This window comes from Ruegeria sp. HKCCD7255 (assembly GCF_013031565.1).
GTDB lineage: Bacteria > Pseudomonadota > Alphaproteobacteria > Rhodobacterales > Rhodobacteraceae > Ruegeria.
Window position 1 is genome coordinate 114,930 of record NZ_WQAG01000012.1, and the last position, 23,863, is coordinate 138,792.

General features: G+C 57.8%; 23 protein-coding genes and 1 tRNA gene. 13 read left to right on the top strand and 11 right to left on the bottom strand.

Annotation, left to right across the window (positions count from 1 at the left end):
* Nucleotides 1-153 precede the first annotated feature (153 nt).
* The 9 genes from GOX45_RS18655 (at nt 154) to GOX45_RS18695 (ending at nt 10,091) form a co-directional block, all read left to right on the top strand.
* Nucleotides 154-1,539, top strand: coding sequence for a trypsin-like peptidase domain-containing protein (locus tag GOX45_RS18655; protein WP_171102887.1), 1,386 nt, complete (start codon nt 154-156; stop codon nt 1,537-1,539).
* Nucleotides 1,540-1,543: 4 nt separating this feature from the next.
* A complete protein-coding gene (locus GOX45_RS18660) occupies nt 1,544-2,854 on the top strand; it encodes a replication-associated recombination protein A (RefSeq protein ID WP_171102888.1) in 1,311 nt (436 codons plus the stop codon).
* Between the two features lie 127 nt (nt 2,855-2,981).
* On the top strand, nt 2,982-4,025 hold the full coding sequence (locus GOX45_RS18665) for an RluA family pseudouridine synthase (protein WP_171102890.1): 1,044 nt from the start codon (nt 2,982-2,984) through the stop codon (nt 4,023-4,025).
* Complete coding sequence (locus GOX45_RS18670; protein ID WP_171102891.1) at nt 4,022-4,696, top strand: HAD-IA family hydrolase; 675 nt, start codon at nt 4,022-4,024, stop codon at nt 4,694-4,696. The genes GOX45_RS18665 and GOX45_RS18670 overlap by 4 nt, the downstream gene beginning before the upstream one ends.
* A gap of 1 nt (nt 4,697) precedes the next feature.
* The gene (locus tag GOX45_RS18675; protein ID WP_171102893.1) at nt 4,698-5,405 is read left to right on the top strand and encodes an ATP12 family chaperone protein; all 708 of its coding nucleotides are present in this window, start codon (nt 4,698-4,700) and stop codon (nt 5,403-5,405) included.
* Between the two features lie 205 nt (nt 5,406-5,610).
* Nucleotides 5,611-6,627 (top strand): amino acid ABC transporter substrate-binding protein, encoded by a 1,017-nt coding sequence (locus GOX45_RS18680; protein ID WP_171102895.1) that lies wholly within the window; start codon nt 5,611-5,613, stop codon nt 6,625-6,627.
* A gap of 125 nt (nt 6,628-6,752) precedes the next feature.
* A complete protein-coding gene (locus GOX45_RS18685) occupies nt 6,753-7,985 on the top strand; it encodes an amino acid ABC transporter permease (protein ID WP_171102897.1) in 1,233 nt (410 codons plus the stop codon).
* A 3-nt stretch (nt 7,986-7,988) separates the two neighbouring features.
* Nucleotides 7,989-9,287, top strand: a complete 1,299-nt coding sequence (locus GOX45_RS18690; protein ID WP_171102899.1) for an amino acid ABC transporter permease — start codon at nt 7,989-7,991, stop codon at nt 9,285-9,287.
* A gap of 12 nt (nt 9,288-9,299) precedes the next feature.
* On the top strand, nt 9,300-10,091 hold the full coding sequence (locus GOX45_RS18695; protein WP_305848767.1) for an amino acid ABC transporter ATP-binding protein: 792 nt from the start codon (nt 9,300-9,302) through the stop codon (nt 10,089-10,091).
* A gap of 46 nt (nt 10,092-10,137) precedes the next feature.
* Here the strand turns inward: GOX45_RS18695 and GOX45_RS18700 are convergent, their stop codons facing one another.
* From GOX45_RS18700 to rpmH, 10 genes are all read right to left on the bottom strand, one after another.
* Entirely contained in the window at nt 10,138-10,635 is a 498-nt protein-coding gene (locus GOX45_RS18700) for a histidine phosphatase family protein (protein WP_171102901.1), read from the bottom strand.
* Complete coding sequence (locus tag GOX45_RS18705; protein ID WP_171102903.1) at nt 10,632-11,300, bottom strand: ferredoxin; 669 nt, start codon at nt 11,298-11,300, stop codon at nt 10,632-10,634. The genes GOX45_RS18700 and GOX45_RS18705 overlap by 4 nt, the downstream gene beginning before the upstream one ends.
* Nucleotides 11,301-11,318: 18 nt before the next feature.
* Entirely contained in the window at nt 11,319-12,182 is an 864-nt protein-coding gene (gene argB / locus GOX45_RS18710; RefSeq protein ID WP_171102905.1) for an acetylglutamate kinase, read from the bottom strand.
* Nucleotides 12,183-12,240: 58 nt separating this feature from the next.
* On the bottom strand, nt 12,241-12,894 hold the full coding sequence (yihA, locus tag GOX45_RS18715; protein WP_171102907.1) for a ribosome biogenesis GTP-binding protein YihA/YsxC: 654 nt from the start codon (nt 12,892-12,894) through the stop codon (nt 12,241-12,243).
* 133 nt (nt 12,895-13,027) lie between these two features.
* The gene (yidC, locus tag GOX45_RS18720; protein WP_171102909.1) at nt 13,028-14,851 is read right to left on the bottom strand and encodes a membrane protein insertase YidC; all 1,824 of its coding nucleotides are present in this window, start codon (nt 14,849-14,851) and stop codon (nt 13,028-13,030) included.
* Between the two features lie 123 nt (nt 14,852-14,974).
* Nucleotides 14,975-16,516 carry a bifunctional diguanylate cyclase/phosphodiesterase gene (locus tag GOX45_RS18725; protein ID WP_171102910.1) on the bottom strand — a complete coding sequence of 514 codons (1,542 nt, stop codon included), beginning with the start codon at nt 16,514-16,516 and terminating at the stop codon, nt 14,975-14,977.
* A gap of 69 nt (nt 16,517-16,585) precedes the next feature.
* Nucleotides 16,586-17,479, bottom strand: a complete 894-nt coding sequence (ttcA, locus tag GOX45_RS18730) for a tRNA 2-thiocytidine(32) synthetase TtcA (protein ID WP_171102912.1) — start codon at nt 17,477-17,479, stop codon at nt 16,586-16,588.
* A gap of 44 nt (nt 17,480-17,523) precedes the next feature.
* Entirely contained in the window at nt 17,524-17,751 is a 228-nt protein-coding gene (gene yidD, locus GOX45_RS18735; protein WP_171102914.1) for a membrane protein insertion efficiency factor YidD, read from the bottom strand.
* Nucleotides 17,748-18,173 carry a ribonuclease P protein component gene (rnpA, locus tag GOX45_RS18740; protein ID WP_171102916.1) on the bottom strand — a complete coding sequence of 142 codons (426 nt, stop codon included), beginning with the start codon at nt 18,171-18,173 and terminating at the stop codon, nt 17,748-17,750. The genes yidD and rnpA overlap by 4 nt, the downstream gene beginning before the upstream one ends.
* Before the next feature lie 25 nt (nt 18,174-18,198).
* A complete protein-coding gene (gene rpmH, locus GOX45_RS18745) occupies nt 18,199-18,333 on the bottom strand; it encodes a 50S ribosomal protein L34 (protein ID WP_005980833.1) in 135 nt (44 codons plus the stop codon).
* A gap of 294 nt (nt 18,334-18,627) precedes the next feature.
* Here rpmH and GOX45_RS18750 point away from each other — a divergent pair, with 294 nt between their 5' ends.
* From GOX45_RS18750 to GOX45_RS18765, 4 genes are all read left to right on the top strand, one after another.
* Nucleotides 18,628-19,359 carry a TVP38/TMEM64 family protein gene (locus GOX45_RS18750; RefSeq protein WP_171102918.1) on the top strand — a complete coding sequence of 244 codons (732 nt, stop codon included), beginning with the start codon at nt 18,628-18,630 and terminating at the stop codon, nt 19,357-19,359.
* Nucleotides 19,360-19,362: 3 nt separating this feature from the next.
* Nucleotides 19,363-20,781, top strand: a complete 1,419-nt coding sequence (locus GOX45_RS18755) for an NAD(P)/FAD-dependent oxidoreductase (protein WP_171102919.1) — start codon at nt 19,363-19,365, stop codon at nt 20,779-20,781.
* 18 nt (nt 20,782-20,799) lie between these two features.
* The gene (locus GOX45_RS18760) at nt 20,800-22,182 is read left to right on the top strand and encodes a HAMP domain-containing sensor histidine kinase (protein ID WP_171102921.1); all 1,383 of its coding nucleotides are present in this window, start codon (nt 20,800-20,802) and stop codon (nt 22,180-22,182) included.
* A gap of 64 nt (nt 22,183-22,246) precedes the next feature.
* Nucleotides 22,247-22,323: transfer RNA gene (locus tag GOX45_RS18765), tRNA-Arg, on the top strand.
* A 492-nt stretch (nt 22,324-22,815) separates the two neighbouring features.
* Here the strand turns inward: GOX45_RS18765 and GOX45_RS18770 are convergent.
* Nucleotides 22,816-23,850: an AraC family transcriptional regulator gene (locus tag GOX45_RS18770; RefSeq protein WP_217350550.1), complete on the bottom strand. Its 1,035-nt coding sequence runs from the start codon at nt 23,848-23,850 to the stop codon at nt 22,816-22,818.
* Between the last annotated feature and the right edge of the window lie 13 nt (nt 23,851-23,863).

Genomic DNA, 23,863 nt, shown 5'->3' on the forward strand with positions numbered 1-23,863 from the left:
AAAACGACCCCTGCGCCCCGGGCGTGGGGGTTTTTTTAATGCCACAGAGAATCCGACCGTTGCGGTACTTGGCACCGGTCAGCTGGCTCAGCCGCTTGCATATCTGCGCTGGCCACCGCATATCGGGTTGAATTCAATGCGGTCGAGGTCCCAATGCTCCGCCAGACATTTATTGCCGCTCTGTTTGCCTGTGCGTCTGTCGCCCATGCAGAAACACGCGTGCCTCAGTCACAGGCCGAGATTTCGATGGGCTTTACCCCCGTGGTGAAACAGGCTGCTCCGGCCGTGGTAAATATCTATGCCAAGATCGTCCGGCAGGGGCGAGCCAATCCGCTGTTTACGGATCCGTTCTTTCGCGACTTTTTCGGCGATGGCTTTGGCGTGCCGCAGCCGCGTGTGCAGAACTCGCTGGGGTCCGGGGTGATCCTGTCTGAAGATGGCTATGTGGTTTCGAACTATCACGTGGTCGGCGCGGCGACCGAGATACGCGTTGTGACCACAGATCGCCGAGAGTATTCGGCCGAGGTTGTCTTGGGGGACCGGGAAAGCGATATCGCAATTCTGCGACTAACCGAGGCCGAAGACCTGCCGTTTCTGACCTTGCGCGATTCCGATCAGGTTGCGGTAGGCGAGCTTGCGCTTGCAATCGGTAACCCATTTGGCGTTGGGCAGACGGTTTCGTCGGGGATCATCTCGGGTCTGGCACGTACCGGTACGGCGACGGGCAATGCACGTGGTTATTTCATTCAGACCGACGCGCCGATCAACCCGGGCAATTCGGGTGGGGCGTTGATCGATGTGAACGGAGATCTGATCGGGATCAATACATCGATCCTGACACGCTCGGGCGGCTCGAACGGGATCGGTTTTGCTATCCCGGCCAATCTGGTGGCCGAGTATCTGGATCAGGCCCGCGCCGGGAACGAGCGGTTCATCAGCCCTTGGGCAGGGATGGCAGGCCAGCACATGAGCGCGGATATCGCGGAGTCGCTTGGTCTGGCTGTGCCCGAAGGTGTCGTCATCTCGGATCTGCATGCGCTTAGTCCGCTGGCCGAGGCGGGTTTGTCCGTTGGGGATGTGATCACCCATGTGGACGGCGAAGAGGTCAATTCTCCCGCCGAGATGAAGTTCCGCATGTCCATCGCGGGCGTTGGCGGGACCTCGGTTCTGACCCGGCTGAAAGGTGCAGACCGACAAGAGATCGAAGTGGCCCTGATCCCCGCTCCTGAAACGCCTGCGTCAGAGGAGACGACATTGGGCGATGGCACCGTCCTGCCGGGTCTGGTAGTGGCGCGGGTGAACCCGTCCCTGATTACGCGGCTGGGCCTTTCGCTGTCGCAAGAGGGCGTGGCTGTGCTTGACCCTGGGGCTTTGGGCGCGCGGGCAGGGTTGCGGCCCGGTGATGTGGTGAACGCGATCAACGGAACGGCTGTAGTGCGCCCGGAGGATGTGGTGGGCGCGCTGACTGATCCCGGGCGGCGCGTTCAGATGGACATCCTGCGCGGCAATCGCTCGGTCTCGCTGCGGTTTCGGTTATAGCACGATGAGCGATCTGTTCGACACTGGCGAAACGCCCCCGGCGGCAGACCCGCATCGCCCACTGGCCGACAGGTTGCGCCCGCAGACACTGGCTGAGGTGATCGGGCAGGAACAGGTCTTGGGCCCGGATGCGCCTTTAGGGGTGATGCTGGCCTCGGGCAGCCTCTCCAGCTTGATCTTCTGGGGCCCGCCGGGGGTGGGCAAGACGACTATCGCGCGCTTGCTGGCTCGCGAAACCGATCTGTATTTCGTGCAGATCAGCGCCATCTTTACCGGGGTGCCTGATCTGAAAAAGGTCTTCGAGGCCGCCAAGATCCGGCGTCAGAACGGGCAGGGCACTTTGCTGTTCGTCGATGAGATCCACCGGTTCAACAAGGCGCAGCAGGACGGGTTTCTGCCACATATGGAGGACGGCACGATCCTTCTGGTGGGCGCCACGACCGAGAACCCGTCGTTCGAATTGAACGCCGCGGTTCTGAGCCGGGCGCAGGTGCTGGTTCTGGAACGGCTCAGCCTTGCGGATCTGGAACGCCTGACCCAGCGCGCCGAAACAGAACTGTCGCGCGAACTGCCGCTGACCGGCCCCGCGCGCGAAGCGCTGCAAGAGATGGCCGATGGCGATGGGCGCGCGCTTTTGAACCTGATCGAACAGGTCTCGGCCTGGGCGGTCGAGGCACCCTTGGACCCTGATGCGCTGGCCACGCGACTGATGCGGCGCGCGGCGAAATACGACAAGTCAGGCGATGAGCATTACAATCTGATCTCGGCCTTGCATAAATCGGTACGGGGATCAGACCCGGACGCGGCGCTTTATTGGTTTGCGCGGATGCTGACAGGTGGCGAAGCCCCGCGATACCTGGCGCGGCGGATCACGCGCATGGCCGTCGAGGATATCGGGCTGGCCGATCCGCAAGCCCAATCGCTCTGCCTGCACGCGTGGGAGACCTATGAGCGACTGGGCAGCCCCGAAGGCGAGCTGGCACTGGCGCAGGCGGTTGTCTATCTGGCTTTGGCGCCGAAGTCTAACGGGGCCTATGTGGGCTATAAGGCGGCGATGCGTTTGGCCAAGCAATCGGGCAGCGCGCCGCCGCCGAAACATATCCTGAATGCACCGACATCTTTGATGAAAGATCAGGGATATGGGGCGGGCTATGCCTATGACCATGATGCCGAAGACGGGTTTTCCGGGCAGAACTACTTCCCCGAAGACATGGAGCGGCCCAGCCTGTACCAACCGGTTGAGCGCGGGTTCGAGCGTGAGTTGAAGAAGCGTTTGGACTATTTTTCCAAGCTCAGAACGCAACGCAATGGGTGAGTTGGCGGCCCGGATGCGTACTGCCTTGACTCTTCCGGTCCCGCGCGCGACAGACGCGGATGTTTTCAAAGGCAGCTAAAGGCTTGAACCGCGTGCGGATCGACTGCGCGGGTCAGAGGAAATCGACATGAGCGGCGTACAGATCATCACCGTGGCAGAGGGCGACGGCGACCAGCGGCTGGATCGGTGGCTGCGGCGTCTGTTTCCGCATGTGAGCCAGGGCCGTATCGAAAAGATGTGCCGTAAAGGTGAGCTGCGCGTCGATGGCGGGCGGGTCAAGGCCTCGACCCGGCTTGAGGTGGGGCAGGCGGTGCGGGTGCCGCCCTTGCCCGACGCGGATCACAAACCGGCCGAGGTGCGGCGTCAGATATCGGATGCGGATGCCAAGATGATCCAATCCTGCGTGATCTATCGCGATGACCACGTTCTGGCCTTGAACAAACCGCATGGGTTGCCGGTGCAAGGTGGCAGCGGTCAGACCCGTCATGTGGATAGCTTGTCCGAGGCATTGCGTTTTGGCTGTGACGAAAACCCGCGCCTTGTTCATCGGCTGGACAAAGACACATCGGGCGTCTTGCTGATGGCGCGCACGCGGGATGCAGCGAAGGGGCTGACGGCGGCTTTCCGTCACCGCAACACGCGCAAGATTTATTGGGCGTTGGTTGCCGGCGTGCCGACCCCTTATCTGGGTGAGATCAAAACCGGTCTGGTCAAGGCCTCAGGCCATGGTGCGCAGGGCGAAGGCGAAAAGATGATCGCCGTGCATCTGAACGATGTCGATCAGACCCAAGGTGCCAAGCGGGCGCATACGCTTTACGCCACGCTCTACCGTGTCGCGGGGCGCGCGGCCTGGGTTGCGATGGAGCCCATCACGGGCCGTACCCACCAGTTGCGGGCCCACATGGCCGCAATTGGGCATCCGATTATCGGCGATGGGAAATATGGTGGGTCAGGTCAGGAAAACCTGGGGGATGGCTGGGGTGCGCAACTGGGCGGAATCTTTAGCAAAAAGCTGCATCTGCACGCGCGTCGCCTGTCTTTCGAACATCCGGTGACCCGCAAAGCCGTGACGATCACGGCCAGCCTGCCGCCGCATATGAAAGACAGCTGGGACACTTTGGGCTGGACCGAAGATCTGGCCGCAGATGATCCCTTTGAGTCGCTGCAATGAGCAACCCTTTGCGTTTGGTTCTATTCGATGTGGACGGCACTCTGGTCGATAGCCAGGGCAGTATCGTTTCGGCCATGACGGCCAGTTTCTCGGCTTTGTCGCTTGATGCGCCATCGCGTGATGCGATCTTGTCCATCGTTGGCCTGTCTCTGCCACAGGCGATGCAGAACTTGGCACCGCAGCAATCAGTGGCTAACCAGACACGGTTGGTTGACGAATACAAGCAAGCGTACCACGCTCAACGCTTGGCGCAGGGGGCGGCAAGCTCACCGCTTTATCCCGGAGCGCGCGACGTTCTGGAAGAGTTGCACGCACAGCCCGAGACATTGTTGGGTGTCGCGACTGGGAAATCGCAACGTGGGTTGGACGCGCTCGTCGAAGCACATGGGTTGGAGCGGTTTTTCATCACCCGGCAGGTGGCGGATCACCACCCTTCCAAGCCGCATCCGTCCATGATCCAAGCCGCCCTTTCAGAAACCGGTGTCGCGGAACAACATGCCGTCATGATCGGGGACACGCGCTTTGATATGGATATGGCGGCAGCGGCTGGGATTGCTTCTATCGGTGTCAGTTGGGGGTATCACGACGTGTCCGCTCTGAACTCGGCCACAGCGGTAATAGAAGACTTTGCGCAGCTTAGCCCTGCGTTGGCACAGCTTTGGGACAAGTAAGATGAGCGACTGGAAACCAAAACGCTTTTGGAAGCAAAGCGCCGTGGTCGAGGCCGAAGGTGGTTTCACTGTTGAGCTGGATGGGCGGCGGGTCAAGACGCCTGCCAAAGCGGGTTTGATCCTGCCGACCCAAGCCATGGCCAAAGCGGTTGCCCTGGAATGGGATGCGCAGGAGAAAGAGATTGATCCGGTCACCATGCCTGTCACGCGATCCGCCAACGCAGCCATCGACAAGGTGACTCATCAACATGCGGAAGTCGCAGACATGTTGGCAGGCTATGGCGATTCGGATCTGCTTTGCTATCGTGCGACGCATCCGCAAGAGCTGCGCCACCGCCAGGCCTCACAATGGGACCCCGCGCTGGATTGGGCAGCCGAGGCTCTGGATGTGCGGCTTTCACCGGTTGACGGTGTTTTGCACCAACCTCAACCATCCGAGGCTGTTGCCCGGTTAACCCAACGTGTACATGCGTTTGACGCGTTCCAGCTGGCCGCGTTTCATGATCTGGTCAGCCTGTCTGGCTCTTTGGTTTTGGGGTTCGCCGCTGCGATGAACTGGCGAAGTCCCGATGCAATCTGGGAAATCTCGCGTCTGGACGAATTGTGGCAGATCGAGCAATGGGGTCATGATGAAGAGGCTGCGGCAGCGGCCGAAGTGAAGCGCGTAGCGTTTCTGCATGCAAAACACTTCTTTGATCTATCGAACTGATCCTTTGCGCTTAATTTTTCACTGCCAGAGTCGCCCGGTTGGGCTTTGATCCATCGATTTCACTGTTCCGGCACTTGACGTTTGTTGATGAATGCGCCCAAACTCAGGCCACTTAAGGGGAGACACCCGTTGGGTAACCTTTCCGGCAGGGGAGTGCCGGACAGAAACGTCCCTGCAGGGGATGGCAAATCAGGAAGAGGTAAAAATGAAAAAATCCGTAATCTTGGGCGCGGCGACAATTGCCGGTCTGGCTGCTGGTGCAGCTGCGGCGGGAACTGTTGACGACGTCAAAGCACGCGGCAAGCTGAACTGCGGTGTGACCACTGGTCTGGTCGGCTTTGCTTCGCCCGACGCGAATGGCGAATGGCAGGGCTTTGACGTATCGCTGTGCCGCGCGGTTGCAGCAGCCGTTTTGGGTGACGCAAGTGCAGTTGAATTTGTTCCGACCACCGGTAAAACTCGCTTTACCGCACTGGCCTCGGGCGAGATCGACATGCTGGCGCGTAACACCACATGGACATTCAGCCGCGACGTAGACCTCAAGTTCGAATTCGTTGGCGTGAACTACTACGACGGCCAGGGCTTTATGGTTCCCAAAGAGTTGGGCGTAAGCTCGGCCAAGGAACTGGACGGCGCAACCGTTTGTATCCAAACCGGTACCACCACCGAGCTGAACCTGGCCGATTTCTTCCGTGCCAACAACATCAGCTACGAGCCGGTTCCGATCGAAACCAACGCCGAAGCACAACAGCAGTACCTGGCGGGTGCGTGTGACGTATACACCACCGACGCTTCGGGCCTGGCCGCGACTCGCGCCTCGTTCGAGAACCCCGGTGACCACGTTCTGCTGCCCGAAATCATCTCGAAAGAGCCGCTGGGCCCGCTGGTCCGCCACGGCGATCACGAGTGGGGCGATGTTGTTCGCTGGACTCTGAACGCGCTGATCTCGGCGGAAGAGCTGGGTGTCACCTCGGCTAATATCGACGAGATGGCCGCTGGTACGGACAACCCGGAAGTCAACCGCCTGCTGGGTACCGAAGGTACTCTGGGCGAGATGCTGGGTCTGGACGCTGACTGGGCCGCCCGCGCGATCAAAGTGGACGGTAACTATGGCGAAGTGTTCGCCAAGAACATCGGTGAAGAAACTCCGATCGGTCTGGCACGCGGGCTGAACGCCCAGTGGACCGAAGGTGGTCTGCTCTACTCGCCGCCGTTCCGCTAAAATTTCGACAGGAGAGGGCGCAGGGTAACCTGCGCCCTCTTTCATAACAAATGCTACGGGTCGCTCGAGAGCGAGGAAAACCTCGCCGGTTGAAACGCACCCGATAAGCACGGGGACTCCAAATCATGTCAACTATGACTGACCCACCGAAAGCTGACTTTCGGTTGTCTATGCTCATAAACGACACCCGCTATCGCTCTCTGACATTTCAGGTGATTGCGGCGATCGTTATCGCGCTGAGCATCTGGTATCTTGGCAACAACCTGATCCAGAACCTTCGGGCCGCTGGCCTGAACATTTCCTATTCATTTCTTGGCGACCCGTCTGGTTACGACATCAACCAGCGCCTGATTGAATATGACAGCCAAGCTTCGCACGGGCGCGCGGCTGTTGTCGGCATTCTGAACACGTTGTTGGTGGCCTTTCTGGCCTGTATCACGGCAACCTTGTTTGGGGTGATCGCTGGTGTTCTGCGCTTGTCCAACAACTGGCTCATCTCAAAACTGATGGCGTTTTATGTTGAGATCTTTCGGAACATTCCCGTCCTGATCTGGATCCTCATCATCTTCTTTATCATTACCGCTTCGATGCCTGCACCAAGGGCCTATTTGGGTGAGGATGCCGAGCGTGGAATGACACTCGGACTGTTTGCCTTTACCAACCGAGGAATATACGTACCGTTTCCTTACTTTACCGGTGGATTTGGCGGAATTGCGAACTGGTTGCTTGTGATTGGCGTCTTGGTCGCGTCCTATTTCTCGACGCGGGTTGTGAATAAAAACGCCCAAATAAAGCAAGAGAAAACGGGGATCAGACCGAATACGCTGCTGTTGAACGCTGCGATTTGGCTCGTACCGCTAATCGTTGTTCTATTCTTGTTAGGACTGTCATGGGACCTGCCTGATCCACTGGCCAACCGCTTCAATCTGCGTGGTGGTCTTCAAATCGGTGCGCCCCTGATCGCGCTTTGGTTCGCTTTGTCGATCTATACAGGCGCGTTCATTGCGGAAAACGTGCGGGCTGGTATCCAGGCTATCTCGAAAGGTCAGACCGAGGCTGCGGCCGCGTTGGGCCTGCGTCAGGGTCGGATCATGAACCTTGTAATCCTGCCGCAAGCGCTAAGGGTCATCATCCCGCCGCTGATCTCGCAATATCTTAACATCACCAAGAACTCGTCGCTGGCGATTGCGGTGGGCTATGCCGACATCACCGCGACATTGGGTGGTATCACGCTGAACCAAACCGGTCGTGCGATCGAATGTGTTCTGCTGCTGATGCTGTTCTATCTGACAGCCTCGCTGCTGATCTCGATGGTGATGAATATCTACAACGCATCCGTCAAGTTGAAGGAGCGCTGAGCCATGGCCGATCAAACAACAAATCCGATCGCCTTTGTGGCCGAAGGCACTATCCCACCGTCACCGCCCCCGGCAAATGAGGTCGGTGTGGTCAAGTGGATGCGCGAGAACTTGTTCTCGGGCGTGGGCAACACGATCCTGACGGTGATCTCGCTGATCCTGATCTACCTTGTTCTGAAGAGCACACTGCCGTGGATTCTGAATGGGGTCTGGAATGCCAACTCGTTGGCGGAATGCCGCGAGATTCTGGCGGGCAAGACAGGGGCCTGTTTTGCGGTTCTGACCGAGCGTTGGCCGCAGTTGATCTATGGCTTCAAGTATCCAACCGATGCCTATTGGCGCCCAAACTTGGCCTTTGTGCTGATGTTGGTTGCCATTGCACCGGTCCTGTTCTTCGACCTGCCACGGAAACTGCTGATCATTACAGCGCTGTATCCCTTTGTGGCCTTCTGGCTGATCTGGGGTGGGACAATTCTTGTTCCGCTGGTCGCGCTGATCGGCTGCGTCGCTGCTGGTTTTGTCTTTCAGAAGCTGGGCAAGAACAGCTTTGCAGCGGGGTTCTTTGGCGCCATCATCGCGGCCTTGGTCGTCTGGAACCTTGGTGGGGCATTGATCCCCGAAGGCGCGTCTGAGAACGCCGTGCTTTCCCCGGTGCCCAGCCGTGATCTGGGTGGCTTCATGCTGAACATGATGCTGGGTGTCACCTGTGTTTCGTTGTCGGTTCCGCTGGGCATCGCCCTGGCGTTGGGCCGTCAGTCCGACATGCCGTTGATCAAGTGGGTCTGTGTGATCTTCATCGAATTCATCCGGGGCGTGCCTTTGATCACGCTGTTGTTCGTGGCTTCGGTGATGCTGTCCTACTTCTTCCCGCCCGACAGCACGGTCGACCTGTTCCTGCGCGTTGTGATCATGATCACCATGTTCTCGGCCGCCTATATCGCTGAGGTGATCCGAGGCGGTCTGGCTGCGCTTCCGCGTGGTCAGTATGAGGCAGCAGACAGTCTTGGGCTTGATTACCCGCAGGCAATGCGTCTGATCATCCTGCCGCAGGCTTTGAAGATCTCGATCCCGGGTATCGTGAACGTGGCCGTTGGCCTGTTCAAGGATACCACACTGGTTTCGGTCATTTCGATGTTTGATCTGGTGGGCATGATCCGTGGACCCATCCTGGCGTCAACCGAGTGGCAGGGCATCTATTGGGAGCTTTTTGGCTTCGCCGCGCTTCTGTTCTTCGTCGTCTGCTATGGCATCTCTCAATATTCACAGTGGCTCGAGCGTCGCCTTGCCACCGATCATCGTTAAGGAGTTCAACACATGTCTGAACTTGCAATAGAACGCGAAATCGACCGCTCCAAGATGCAGGTGAGCGACGAGGTCGCCATCGAAATCAACGGCATGAACAAGTGGTACGGATCGTTCCACGTGCTGCGGGATATCAATCTGACTGTAAACCGCGGTGAGCGGATCGTGATTGCGGGGCCGTCGGGGTCGGGCAAATCGACCCTGATCCGCTGCCTGAACGCGCTGGAAGAGCACCAGCAGGGCACCATCGTGGTGGACGGAACCGAGCTGTCGAATGACCTGAAAAACATCGACAAGATCCGGTCGGAAGTTGGCATGGTGTTCCAGCACTTCAACCTCTTCCCGCATCTGACCATTCTGGAAAACTGCACGCTGGCTCCGATCTGGGTGCGCAAGACGCCCAAGAAAGAGGCCGAAGAGCGCGCGATGCATTTCCTGGAAAAGGTGAAAATCCCGGATCAGGCGTTGAAGTATCCCGGCCAGCTTTCGGGTGGTCAGCAGCAGCGTGTGGCGATTGCCCGCTCGCTCTGCATGATGCCGCGGATCATGTTGTTCGATGAACCGACCTCGGCGCTTGATCCCGAGATGATCAAAGAGGTGCTCGACACCATGATCGAACTGGCCGAGGAAGGCATGACCATGCTGTGTGTTACCCACGAGATGGGCTTTGCGCGCCAGGTTGCCAACCGCGTGATCTTTATGGATGCCGGTCAGATCGTGGAGCAGAACGAGCCGGAAGAGTTCTTCAACAACCCGCAGAGCGAACGCACCAAGCTGTTCCTCAGCCAAATCCTGGGCCACTGATACAGGACGATCTCAGAGAAAAGGCGGGGTTTGGCCCCGCCTTTTTTTATTCCAGCAATTCGCGTGGGACGGCGAAATCCAGCACGGTACCGCTGTGCCAACTGATCTGCGTCCAGTCGGTTAGAGCAAAGCGGATCACTGTAGTGGCACCGGTTGGATAATCGTGGAACCTCGGATGTCTCGGCGCTTGGGCCACGATACGGCTGGCGAATTCTGAAATGCCGGGGTTATGGCCCAGCATCAGCACGGTGCCTCCGCTGGCGGTCGTCAGTTCGGCGAGCATATCCTCGGGTTCGGCCAGGTAAAGCGCGCGGGTGAACCGCTTGGTGTCTGCCTGCAAGCCCATCCGATCCCATGTTTCGCGGGTACGGGTTGCAGAGGAGCTCAGCACCTCATCGGGCAGCCAGCCTTGCGCGCGCAGCCATGCGCCGATGGCTGGGGCCGATTCGCGCCCGCGCTTGTTCAAAGGGCGGTCATGGTCGTCCAGCAATGTGTCATCCCAGCTGGATTTAGCATGGCGTGTTAGGATCATAACGCGGCTCATGAGGGGTGAAACGCCCGCATGTGGTGCTCGGATTGTTCGGGATCGCGCCCTGCGCCCGCGCTGAGCGGGCAGGAAAGGCGGGCGAGACATCCGCCGGTCATGCAGGTCTGGCCCTCAGGGGTGGATAAATGGCCATGACAGGCTTCAACATTGTAGAAGCTTTGGTCGTTTAACGCGCCGACCGGGCAGGCTTGGGTACATGGCGCAGGGCACGCGATACAGGGTGAACCTGCCGAGGCCGGCGGGATCGCAACCTCGTCCGCAAATTGCAGCGCTCCGCGGAATGAGATCATCATGCCAACCGTGTCGTGCACCAAAGCCCCGACCGGGCTGCTGAATGTCCGCCCGGATTTCAAAGCCCAATCTATGAAGGGCGCATAGGGGGGACCACCAAAGGGAAAATGCGCCTGAGCACCTAATTGCTGCGCCATCTGACCAATCACACGCAGAGACCACTGATCCACCGGGTCACGGCCTCGCCATTCCGGTGCAGCCTTCAGAACCGGCCAGAAGCCCGGCCCCGCACCCAAAAGGATCAAGCTCCCGCTGTCCAACTGCTTGGCGACTGTCACACGCGGGTGCAGCGCACCCATTACGATCAGACCTGCCTGACGCGCGGTTTCTTCGACAATCTCATAGGTTATGGCAGAGGGGCGCTCGGTCATGTCTCCTGCGCTGTTCGCTCAATCGGGCCGGATCAGTGAGCCCGCACCGTGCTCGGTAAACAGTTCCAGCAGCACGGCATTGGGCGCGCGCCCATCCAGTATGACCACCGCCCGCACGCCGCTGTGCAGCGCATCCAGCGCGGTTTCGGTCTTGGGGATCATACCCCCTGCAATGGTGCCATCCATGGTCATCTCGCGGATCTGACCCGCTTTCAGCTCGGTCACAACTTCTCCACCCGCGTTCTTGACTCCGGACACATCTGTCAGCAACAGCAGGCGGTCGGCTTTCAGTGCCGAGGCGATTGCCCCTGCCGCCGTATCGCCATTGATGTTAAACGTCTCACCATTGCGACCTGCACCCAGAGGTGCGATCACCGGGATCATGTCATGCGAGAACAGGTCATGCAGGACCTTCGGGTTCATCTCAGAGGGTGCGCCGACAAAACCCAAAGACGGGTCCGCCTGATCACAGATCATCAGATTGGCGTCCTTGCCCGACAGGCCGACCGCCATGCCACCTTGATCGTTGATCGCTTGCACGATGCGCTTGTTCACGAGGCCGGACAGAACCATCTCGACCACCTCAACCGTGGCCTTGTCTGTTACGCGTTTGCCGTTCACGAACTCGGACTGGATGTTCAACTGGTCCAGCATCGCGTTGATCATGGGCCCACCGCCATGCACGACCACCGGGTTCACGCCGACCTGGCGCATCAGAACCACGTCACGGGCAAAGCTCTCCATCGCTTCATCGCTGCCCATTGCGTGTCCACCCAGCTTGATGACAACGATGGCGTCGTCATAGCGCTGCAAATACGGTAATGCGCTGTTCAGAGTTGCGGCGGTAGCGATCCAGTCCCGGTTCATGTCTCTTGTCTTCATGGCGTGTCCCTTTGGCGCTCCCTGTTAGGCCCTTTGGGCCGGGCTGCCAAGGGGCAAGCTATTCCAGATGTGCGATGATCGAACGCAGGGTGGGGATGCCATCCCCTTTTTCTGAAGAGGTCAAAACGATTTCAGGATAAGCCGCTGGGTGTTTGGACAGCGCGGCCCGCACTTGATCCAGAACCTTCGCACGATCCTTTTCCTTAACCTTGTCGGCCTTGGTCATCACGCATTGAAAGGTGACGGCGCTGGTGTCCAACAGCTTCATGATCTCGTCGTCGACAGGTTTCACCCCATGGCGCGCATCAATCAAAACAAAGGCGCGGCGTAGCGTCTGACGGCCACTGAGATACTGCTTTAGCAGCCGCTGCCACTTCTCAACCACCTTCACAGGCGCGTTGGCATAGCCATAGCCGGGAAGGTCCACCAGATAGAGCTCGGGGCCTTGGGTGAAAAAGTTGATCTCTTGCGTGCGGCCCGGCGTGTTCGACGCGCGCGCCAGCCCTTTGGTGCCCGTCAGCGCATTGATCAGACTGGATTTGCCCACGTTCGAGCGACCTGCAAAGCAAACCTCCAACCTGTCCGGAGCGGGCAAACCGGTCATCGCGACCACGCCTTTGACAAATTCCGACGGTCCCGCGAACAGTTTGCGCCCATGCTCCAACTCAAGAGCGTCGGGATCTTCGGCCAGCGGAAAGGGGAGAGGGGTCATTCTATGTGCACTCCGCCACAAACGTGAACACGACACATGATGCCCCAAACACGATCCCCGGGCATGGTTTGCCCGGGGGTCTTGCTGAGACGCTCATGGTCGGCGCGCCGCCTAAAGGTGGTGGCGGCGCCGCTCATTTATCCCCGGTCTTCGGGCTTCGCTTGAACCCGGATTTGATGTTGCCGAACACATCCGGTTTGTAACCCTGGCTGCGCATAATCAAATATTGCTGGGTAAATGTGATCGTGTTGTTCGCGATCCAGTAGACCACCAGACCACTGGCGAACCCGCCCAGCATGAACATGAAGACCCAAGGCATCCAGGCAAAGATCATCGCCTGAGTCGGATCGGTTGGCGCCGGGTTCAGCTTTTGCTGCAGCCACATCGAAATCCCCAGCAAAAGCGGCAGGATCCCGATAAAGACCAGCGCCATCAGGCTTTCGGGCTGGGGCGCGGCCCAGGGCAACAGGCCGAAGAAGTTGAAGATCGACGTTGGGTCAGGTGCGCTGAGGTCCTGGAACGGGCCAAACCACGGGGCCTGGCGCAGTTCGATCGTGACAAAGATCACCTTATAGAGCGAGAAGAAGATCGGGATCTGCAGCAGGATTGGCAGACACCCGGCGGCGGGGTTCACCTTTTCCTTCTTATACAGCTCCATCATGCCCTGCTGCATCTTCTGGCGGTCGTCGCCAGCGGACTCCTTCAATGCCTCCATCTGAGGCTGAAGCTCTTTCATCTTCGCCATCGAGACATAGGATTTGAACGCCAACGGGAACAGGATCGCCTTGATGATCAAGGTCAGGCCAATGATCGACCAGCCCATATTGCCGATCAGCAGGTTGATATTGTGCAGCAGCCAGAAAATCGGCTTGGTCAGGAAGTAGAACCAACCCCAGTCGATGCTGTCGATGAATTTCTGCACGCCTTCAGCCTGGTATTCGCGGATCGCGTCCCACTCCTTGGCACCGGCAAAAAGCCGTGTCGTCACCTCTTCCGTCGTGCCCGGCGCGACGGTCAGCGTCGGCAGCACAGTTTCGGTTTGATAGATCTTACGTCGGGAATCGTATTTCGCGGCCGCTTTGAATGTAGCGCCTTCGGCCGGGATCAAGGTTGTCATCCAATAGTGATCGGTAAAGCCGACCCAGCCGCCTTCTTTGACCTGGTAAACTTCGGCCTGCGCGCGCTCATTGGGGTCGATGTCGAAATCGCGGACATCACCATAGTCGATCTCATCCAGAACCCCGTCAGCCATGACCATGACGCCTTCATGCAGGATGAAGAAGTTCTTGAGGCCGGGCAGATCGCCATCTTCGCCAATGCCGTGGCGCGCCAGAATGCCGTAGGGGGCCATGCCTACCTCGGCTTCGGTGGCGTTTTCGACCGATTGCGTGACCGAGAACATATAGTTTTCGTCTACCGAGATGGTGCGGCGGAAGGTCAGGCCATTGCCGTTGGCCCAGACAAGCGTGATCGGGCTGTCGACACCCAGAGCGTCGCCCTGTTCCAGCGTCCAGAGCGTGTTGGGTCCCGGTACATCTGTGCCTGTCAGACCCGCGCCCGGGGCCCAGCCGTAAAGCGCGTAATAGGCCGAGTCGGAGCCGACCGGAGACAGCAGCTCTACGATTGGTGCGCCCTCTTCGATCGAGACCTTGTAGTCTTTCAGAAACAGCTCATCGATGCGTCCACCGGACAGCGAAAGGCTGCCTTTCAAACGCGGCGTGTCAATTTCGACGCGGGGGGCTTGCTCTTCCGGCAGTGTTTCTTCCGGCGCGGCTGTGGCCTCGGCCACGGTGTCGCTTGCGCTGGGTGTTTGAACCCCGGTGTCGTCAACGGCGCTGATTTCCGTTTGCTCGGTCGTCGTTGCCGGTTCCGGTGGAGGGAACAGAACGAACCACACGAGGATCACCAGAAAGCTGAGCGCGGTTGCGAGGATGAGATTCTTATTCTGTTCGTCCATCTGGGACAGCCACCTTGAGCAGTGAAAGACACCGGAGGGTTCAACAGAGTGCAGCCCCAAAGGTCAAGTGGAATCGGCCCATATTTGCATGGAAGGTTGGATCTGTCAGACGGATTTTCCGGCTCAGCCGGTTTTCCGTCCGATTTTTGGCGCGTCTTTCATGCGCGCCCGATGGCTTTTGATCCAATCCATGGTCTTTTCGATGGGCATCGGTTTGCCGATGCCAAAGCCCTGGACATGATCACTGCTCAATTGCGCCATCAGAGCATGTTCGCCCGGGGTTTCGACACCTTCGGCCAGTGTTTCAAGGTTCAGACGCTCTGCCATGGTCAGGATGGCACTGACCAATTGTTGCTGTCCTGGGTCCTGGTCTACCTTGGCGACAAAAGATCGGTCAATTTTGATACGGGACACATCAAAGCGTTTGATGGATGCGATGGACGCATGACCGGTGCCAAAGTCATCAAGATCGATACAGCACCCCAAGTTGGCCATACTGGTTACATTGCGTGTAATGACGTCATCGGGCCGCCGCGAGAACACGGTTTCCAGCACTTCGACCACCAGCCTGTCGGGTGTCAGGTCGAATTGGTCCAGTTCCCATTTCAGCCGATCAACCAGGCCGGGGTCGCGCAATTCATCGGACGAGAAGTTTACAGTGACGCGAGGTATAACAAAACCGTCCTGTGCCCAGGTTTGCATGGCTGCAAAGGCATGGTGGCGCATGACTTGCCCCAGCCGCTCCATCAACGCAGCTTGCTCGGCAAAGGGCAGAAATACTTGCGGACCCATAATGCCCTTTTCTGGGTGTTCCCACCGGGCCAGCGCTTCGAATCCTGAAATTTCACCGGTTTCTGTGGAAACCTGAGGCTGAAACCACGGGCGGATCTGTCCATTGTCAAGCGCAGCTTCGAATTCCTTGCGCAGATTGGCCCGCACCAGAGAGCGTCGACGGGTATCTGCAGAATAGGCCCTAATGGTCGAAGGCCCGTTGCGCTGCGCTTCGCTCAACGCAGCATTGGCAGCCTCAACCCATGCCTCTGCTTCGCCGTCGAACAGAGTGGTGTCGAGACAAAACCCGATGGAACACGACAAATACACGCTTGCCCCGTTGATCAATACCGGCTCTTCGATTGTGCTTTGGATGCGCCCGGACATCTGGATACAGGCCTCAAGATCCAGATGTGGCGAAGGCTGCAGCCCGATAAGAAACTTGTTCTGCTGGACCTGCGTGACAAAGTCCTGATTGCGAATGACCGAGTGGATGCGGTCGCCAAACTGTAGCGAGACAAAATCTGCCGCTGTCTGGCCGTGTAGATCCAAAATGTCCTCGTAACCGTCCAGCGCCACAGCGATGCACGCCGCCGAATGCCCGGTCTTGCGCGTTGCTTCGTGAAGCGCCTGCAACTCTTGAAAGAAGACATCATTCGTCACTGCACCACTGGGTTTTGCACCTTTTGCGGTCGTGGTGATAGAGTGTTCTTTCAAAGACCCAAACGCAACAAAAACGCATGGAGCGCCCAATGCGACCAGCAGCAGCGCCATTTCACCGCCAAGCCAGAAAGCTGCCAGGCAGATCGCCGGAACAAAGGCCAGCGCAGGTGGCCCTGTCATAACAGCGCGCAGCGTTTCAACTAGACGTTCAACAGGAACTCGTTTCGGCATTCTTCTCTCGGCCTTCGTCTTTTGCGGGATCGCACAAACCGAAGTTAGAAAGCCAATCTGAGTCAGTCGTTAACGCAGGCGCGGAATTTCTTCTGAATTTTCGTCGTTTTCTTCGGACTTTAACGAAAGGTTTTCGAAATCGAACAGTTTTGGGTCTAACAGATGTGAGGGCCGGGCATTTGTTAACGCTCGGAACATAACTTGACGACGACCGGGGCTGTTCTTTTCCCACTGATCGAGAATCTGTTTGACTTGTTGGCGCTGCAACCCGTCCTGGCTGCCACACAGGTCACATGGGATGATCGGGTAATTCATCGCTTTGGCAAATTTTTCGCAATCAGCCTCGGCCACATGCGCGAGTGGGCGGAAAACAAACAGATCGCCTTCCTCATTCACCAGTTTGGGCGGCATCGTGGCCAGCCGACCTCCGTGAAACAGGTTCATGAAAAAGGTCTCGAGGATGTCATCGCGATGATGCCCCAGGACAACGGTGGTACATCCTTCTTCGCGGGCAATCCTGTACAAGTTGCCGCGACGCAGGCGCGAACACAGCGCGCAATAGGTTCGGCCTTGCGGGACTTTGTCGACAACCACGGAATAGGTGTCTTGATACTCGATCCGGTGTGGCACCTTCATGCGTTGAAGGAAGTCAGGCAGAACCGTCGCTGGAAAGCCGGGCTGTCCCTGATCCAGATTGCAAGCCAAAAGGTCCACCGGCAGCAAACCGCGCCACTTCAACTCGTAGAGCACCGCCAACAGGGTGTAGCTGTCTTTCCCACCAGATAGACAAACCAGCCATTTCGGCGGTTTGGCGCCTTTGTCATGCGCGGACGGTTTTATCATCCCGTACTGCTCGAGCGCCTCGCGCGTCTGGCGCACAATGCGTTTGCGCAGTTTCTTGAACTCGGTGGTCGAGGGCGCGCCCGCAAAGAGCGGGTGGATATCGTCAGCGTTGTCAAACATGGGCTGGGCCTACCGCAGATGGACGTACCGGGCAAGGGCAGGGGTTAGTCGTCTTTGGGAACAGGATCATACCCGTCCCCACCCCAAGGGTGGCAACGACCGATGCGGCGCGCAGCCAGCCATGCGCCCTTGATGGCACCATGTTTTTCCAACGCCTCCAGCGCGTAGGCCGAGCACGTGGGCTGATAGCGGCAATTGAAGCCTACCCAGGGGCTGAAGATCAGGCGATAGGCATGAATGGGCAGAGCCAGAAGGCGTGCAAACAGCGTCACTGGCCGCCCCCATGCAGCTTGCGTAAGGCGTAGCGCAGGTCGTCCTGCAAAGCCTCGAATGGGCGCGCGGCGGTGACCTGAGCACGACCGATCAAAACATAATCCCAGCCGTCTTTGCCGTGGACAGGTAAAACGGCCCGAGCCGCCTCGCGCAGACGACGTTTGGCGCGGTTACGGGCAACGGCATTGCCGACCTTCTTGGAACAGGTGAAACCTACGCGAATGCCTTCGGCTTCGTCTGACGCGCGTTTGCGCGCCTGCACCATCATCGAAGAGGTGCCTTGTCGTTTTGCCCGCGCAGCTTTCAGAAAATCAGAGCGATTTTTCAGAACGGTCAATGATTCAGCAGCGCAAACGGACGCCGCCGGGGGCGTATCCCCGGGCTGGTTCGTACCATCCTCAGGGGCCTCCGGCGGCGTCATGTTCATAACCTGTGAAGTGAGCGGTTTACGCGCTCAGCGACTTGCGGCCACGAGCGCGGCGCGCGTTCAGGATCTTGCGGCCGGCCTTGGTGGCCATGCGCGCGCGGAAACCGTGGCGGCGTTTGCGAACCAGGTTCGAAGGCTGATAGGTGCGTTTCATCGCTCCGTCTCCAATCTATGCGGTCGGGTGCGGCGCGGATTCGCCTGCCCGTGGTGTTCGAAGCCCGTCCTCTACTGACATGCGCAGGGTAAGTCAAACCCTATGGCCGCCGAATTCGCCCGTTTTGCAACAATTCTGTAACCGAAACAGAAAAAAGATTTCAAAATCCCGCTTTGAGACCCGAAACCCTCACATTCTGTGAGATAATCATCAAGGCAACGTGAGGGACCTGTTGTACCGGCATGATGTAACTCATCTTGGGTGCAAGATGAAGCAGACATTGTGGACTGTCAGATGAGCGAAACTACTCAGCCAACCCGCAGCGGGATTGGACGTCATATTCCATTATTGGTGATCCTGGCGGTCGCCTTGGCGGGGTTCTTTACCCTAGGCGATTACCTGTCGTTTGAGACCCTGCGCGACAATCGAGAGGCGCTGTTGGCGTGGCGCGACGCGAATTACTGGGCCATGGCTGCAGCCTTTTTGGGCATCTACATTGTGATCGTCGCCTTTTCTCTGCCCGGGGCAGCCGTTGCATCCATGACCGGGGGGTTCCTGTTCGGCCTGATGTTCGGCACAGTGTTCAACGTTGTGGCGGCCACTATCGGTGCCTCTGCGATATTCTTGGCGGCGCGTTGGGGGCTGGGAGAGACGTTGACCGCCAAGCTGGAGACATCCGAAGGGACCGTCGGCAAGCTGAAAGACGGTCTGCGCGAGAACGAAGTCTCGGTTCTGTTCCTGCTGCGTCTCGTCCCGGTCGTACCGTTCTTTGTCGCCAATCTGGTCCCGGCCCTTGTCGGAGTGAAGTTCCGCAATTTCCTGATCACCACTGCGCTGGGCATTATCCCCGGTGGAATAGTCTATACTTGGATCGGCGTAGGGCTTGGCGGTGTCTTCGACCGCGGAGATACGCCTGATTTGTCGCTTCTGTGGGAACCGTTTGTGATTGGTCCGATTATCGGTTTGTGTGTATTGGCTGCTTTGCCGATCGCCATCAAATATCTGCGCCGACAAAAGGACGTCTGATCCATGAAAGATTTGAAAACAGATATCCTGGTGATCGGAGCCGGGTCAGGAGGGCTGTCTGTTGCTGCCGGTGCCAGCCAGATGGGTGCGGATGTTGTCCTGCTTGAAGGTCACAAGATGGGTGGCGATTGCCTTAACTTTGGCTGTGTCCCGTCTAAAGCTCTGATCGCCAGCGCCAAAGCAGCCTATGGGCAGGCACATTCGGCTCCTTTGGGAATCGCCAGTGTGACGCCTCAGATCGACTATGCCGCGGCGAAGGACCATGTGCATGACGTGATTTCTCAGATCGAGCCTATGGACAGCCAGGAACGGTTCGAAGGGTTCGGCGTTAAGGTGATCCGCGAATATGGCAGCTTTGTCTCCCCGACACAGGTCGAGGCCGGTGATACACGTATCACCGCGCGCCGCATTGTGATTTCCACCGGATCTTCTCCTCTGGTGCCGCCCATGCCCGGCTTGGACCAGGTGCCGTTCTATACCAACGAGGACATATTTGAGCTGCGCGAAAAGCCCGAGCATCTGTTGATCATCGGCGGCGGCCCCATCGGTATGGAGATGGCGCAGGCCCATATTCGCCTTGGCTGCAAAGTGACAGTCATCGAGGGCCAAAAGGCGCTGGGCAAGGATGACCCTGAGGCTGCCGCCATAGTGCTGGACGCGTTGCGCAGCGAAGGCGTGGCTATTGAAGAAAACCAGAAGGTGGCGCAGATCCGTGGCCAAGCTGGGGCGGTGGAAGTTGTTACTGAGAACGGCCAGATCTATGCGGGTTCGCATTTGTTGCTGGCGGTTGGTCGCAAGTCGAATACCGACCGCTTGAACCTCGAAGCGGCTGGAATCGAAACCACACGTACCGGAATCAAGGTAGACGATGCGCTCCGCACGACCAATCGCAAGGTCTATGCGATTGGTGACGTGGCCGGAGGCCTGCAATTCACGCACGTCGCAGGGTATCATGCGGGGATCATAATCCGATCCGCTCTGTTCGGTATGCCGTCCAAGGCGAAAACCGCACATATTCCTTGGGCCACCTATACGGCCCCTGAACTGGCGCAAGTCGGACTGACCGAAGCTCAGGCGCGCGAAACGCATGGGGATGCGGTCGAGATTGCCCGGTTTGACTATCACCACAACGATCGGGCCATCGCCGAGCGAAAGACTACCGGGTTCATCAAGGTCATGGTTGTCAAAGGTCGTCCGGTTGGCGCGACAATCGTTGGGCATCAGGCTGGTGAATTGATCAATCTGTGGTCTTTGGCCTTGGCGAACCGCCTGAAAATGGGGCAGGTTGCGGCGATGGTTTCGCCTTATCCGACGATAGGCGAGCTTAACAAACGCGTAGCGGGTGCCTATTTCTCGCCGAGGCTGTTCGAAAATGAGACGGTAAAACGCGTGGTTAGGTTCGTCCAACGCTGGATACCGTGACCCAATGAAGGAGCGCAAATGAACTCGCTGTCCGGCCGGTTCCTGATACTGACTACGGTCTTCGTCATGTTGGCCGAGATCATGATCTTCGTGCCTTCAATTGCGCGATTCCGCGAAGACTTTCTGCTTAACCGGCTGGAACGGGCCCAAATCGCCTCGCTGGCGCTGCTGGCCGATGACATGCTGGCCGATGACCTCGAAGCGGAACTGCTGGCGAACGCGGGCGTCTTCAACGTCGTGCTCCGCCGGGACGAGGTGCGGCAACTGATGTTGTCGTCGCCAATCCCGGATCAGGTTGCCAACACCTATGACCTGCGCGATGCCAGCCCTTGGGTATTGATCCGCGACGCGACAAGCCGACTGTTCACCCCGGGCAACGAAGTCATTCGCGTCATCGGTGCACCCGTGAAAGATGCCGGCCTGCTGATCGAAGTGACGATGGAAACCGATCCGCTGCGGATGGCGATGACAGATTACGGGTTGCGCATTTTGGGGCTGTCCTTTGTCATCTCGATTATCACCGCCTCACTGTTATTTCTCGCCGTTCGCATCCTTCTTGTACGACCCATCAAAGGGGTGGTCGGGTATATGCAGCGCTATGCCAGCGCGCCCGAAGATGCCCGAGGCATCATTTCTCCCAACTCGAAAGTGTCTGAACTGCGCGAAGCCGAAGAGGCGCTGAAGACCTTGCAAACGGATCTGACACAGGCCCTGAAACAGCGCGAGCGCCTGGCTCAGCTGGGTGGGGCAGTGGCCAAGGTCAGCCACGATCTGCGCAATATCCTGACCTCCGCGCAGCTCTTTACCGACCGAATAGAATCCAGCGACGATCCGCTGGTGGCGCGCCTGGCGCCCAAGTTGGTCAACTCGATCACCCGCGCCGTGTCCTTGTGCGAAAGCACACTCGCCTTTGGTCGTGCCGAAGAACCGGCACCAACCCTGACCATGATCGAGTTGCAAAGTATCACCGGAGATGTGGTTGCCAGTGAACAAATGGCCATCGACGGTACCGAGGTTGAGATCGAGAGCCAAGTGCCGGGTGATCTGGTGGTCCGTGCTGATCCCGAACAGCTCTACCGCGTGATCTTGAACCTGGTCCGCAATGCCCGTCAGGCGTTGGTTGCTTCGAACAAGCCAGGCACAGTTACCATCAGCGCCGTTGAGACTGATAATTGCTGGTGCATCGAAATCAGCGATACAGGTCCGGGGCTGCCACCCAAAGCACAGGAAAACCTGTTTACGGCATTCCAGGGCAGCGTGCGCAAGGGCGGCTCAGGTCTCGGTCTTGCGATCTCGCAGGAACTGGTGCGCGGTCACGGTGGAGAGCTGTTCCTGAAACAGACGGGGTCTGAGGGAACCACCTTCGAAATCAAGCTTCCAAAGAGCGACGGGACTTTTTGAGAAATTTTTGAAGAATCGACTTGCACGTATCAAATCCCGGGTCTACATAGCGCCTCACCAACGTGGACCGATAGCTCAGCTGGATAGAGTACTTGACTACGAATCAAGGGGTCGGGGGTTCGAATCCTCCTCGGTCCGCCACTTCACACTGATTTTAATATAAAAATCTGCCATTCCACAGCTTTACCCGCCTAACCGCCCGCCTATTTGGCTTACGCTTGATCGGCATGTATATCGTGGTACTGCGTGCGGTTCCGGTTGTGACAGAGCAAACCAGCTGCGCTGCAGAAAGAAAAGCAGCCATTCATTCACATTGCAGCAAAAATTGGGGTGCCAAGGTCTGAGTTGCGGACAAAGCCACCATTTGATCAATGACCGCTTTCCAGAAGTGCGCTTCGTTCGCGGGCTTAGCGTATTTGTTGGATCGTTTGAAAGCTGCGGGGGCCGTATCAGCCCATATCCGAAACGCCCGTGAGAAGCCTGTTGAGTCGGTATGGCCGAGTCTTTACGCTTTTCGCGGCGTTGAAGTCCCACGGAAAAACGCCGGATATCCGAAGCGAGCCAACGCCTGCAGTAAGTTGGGACTTGCGTCGTCGCTTATGAATCTTGGAGCGGTAATCTTTAGCTTAACGATCAGTCAGAGTTGCATATCTGATTGCGTTTCTTGAATTCATTCGGAGTCATCCCGGTCCATCGCTTGAAACTCCTGTGAAAACTGGGTTGGTCCAGAAGCCCAACACTTTCACCAATTTCTTTTATCGAAAGTTGGCTGTTTACAAGCAATGTCTTCGCTCGCTTCGCCCGACATTTTTCCAGTTCTGCTTTGAAGCTTGTACCATTGGCTCGGAAGGTGCGTTTCAAACGGTCGGGGCTTTGCGAATACAACTCGGCAAACCAGTTCAGGGTGGCAGGTTGCTTGTCGAGATGCAGTTCAAGCAAATCGCGGGTTTGCTGAAGAAAGTCGTCGGCGCCTGTGACGTTCTCCGGGAGATTCTGGCTTTGCCCACCCCCGGACCGAAGCAGCAACCAGTTCGCTGGAAACTCGATGCGAGCGCCCAAGCGATTGGTCTGGCGTACCGAAATCTCCTTTTTCTGCCAATCAGGTATGCAATCAGGTTTGCAAACCCAGAAATGTAGCTTTTTGGAATCCCAGTCGGGGCCGCAGACGGATCGAACTAGTCGAACCATAAATCCCAGATAATAGCCGTCGACTTGGCCAGGTGGAGAAGATGGCTTGAATGTGCGTTTTGCATCTAACCTGGCGACATGACCGTCGGTCTCGAGATTGTAGGTCGCCATGGACGAAATCCTGCCCACGTCCACAACTAGCGATATCAAAAGGTCACCGAGCGACGCGCTTTGAGTTTCAAGGATCGACAGGTTGGGCAATGTCTTGAGAGCCGCATTCGCACCGACGTCAAACCCCAAATGCGGGTTACTCAATGCCTTCGCGAAATTGTCGATCAGATCGTACCAATGCTGCCCTGCCATGAACGCTTCGCCGCGCTGCACGTCCTTCAGACTGAGGCCGGATGGCTCAAGAAATTTGTCAACTTCAAGGCCATGGCTGAGGGCAAGGGACACAAAAGGTTGCGCCATCGAGCATTCAACAGTTGGGAGTTTCATTTGTCGACCCGAACACTCACAGTTTAATTTTTTCATTCGCATTTTCGAGCATTTT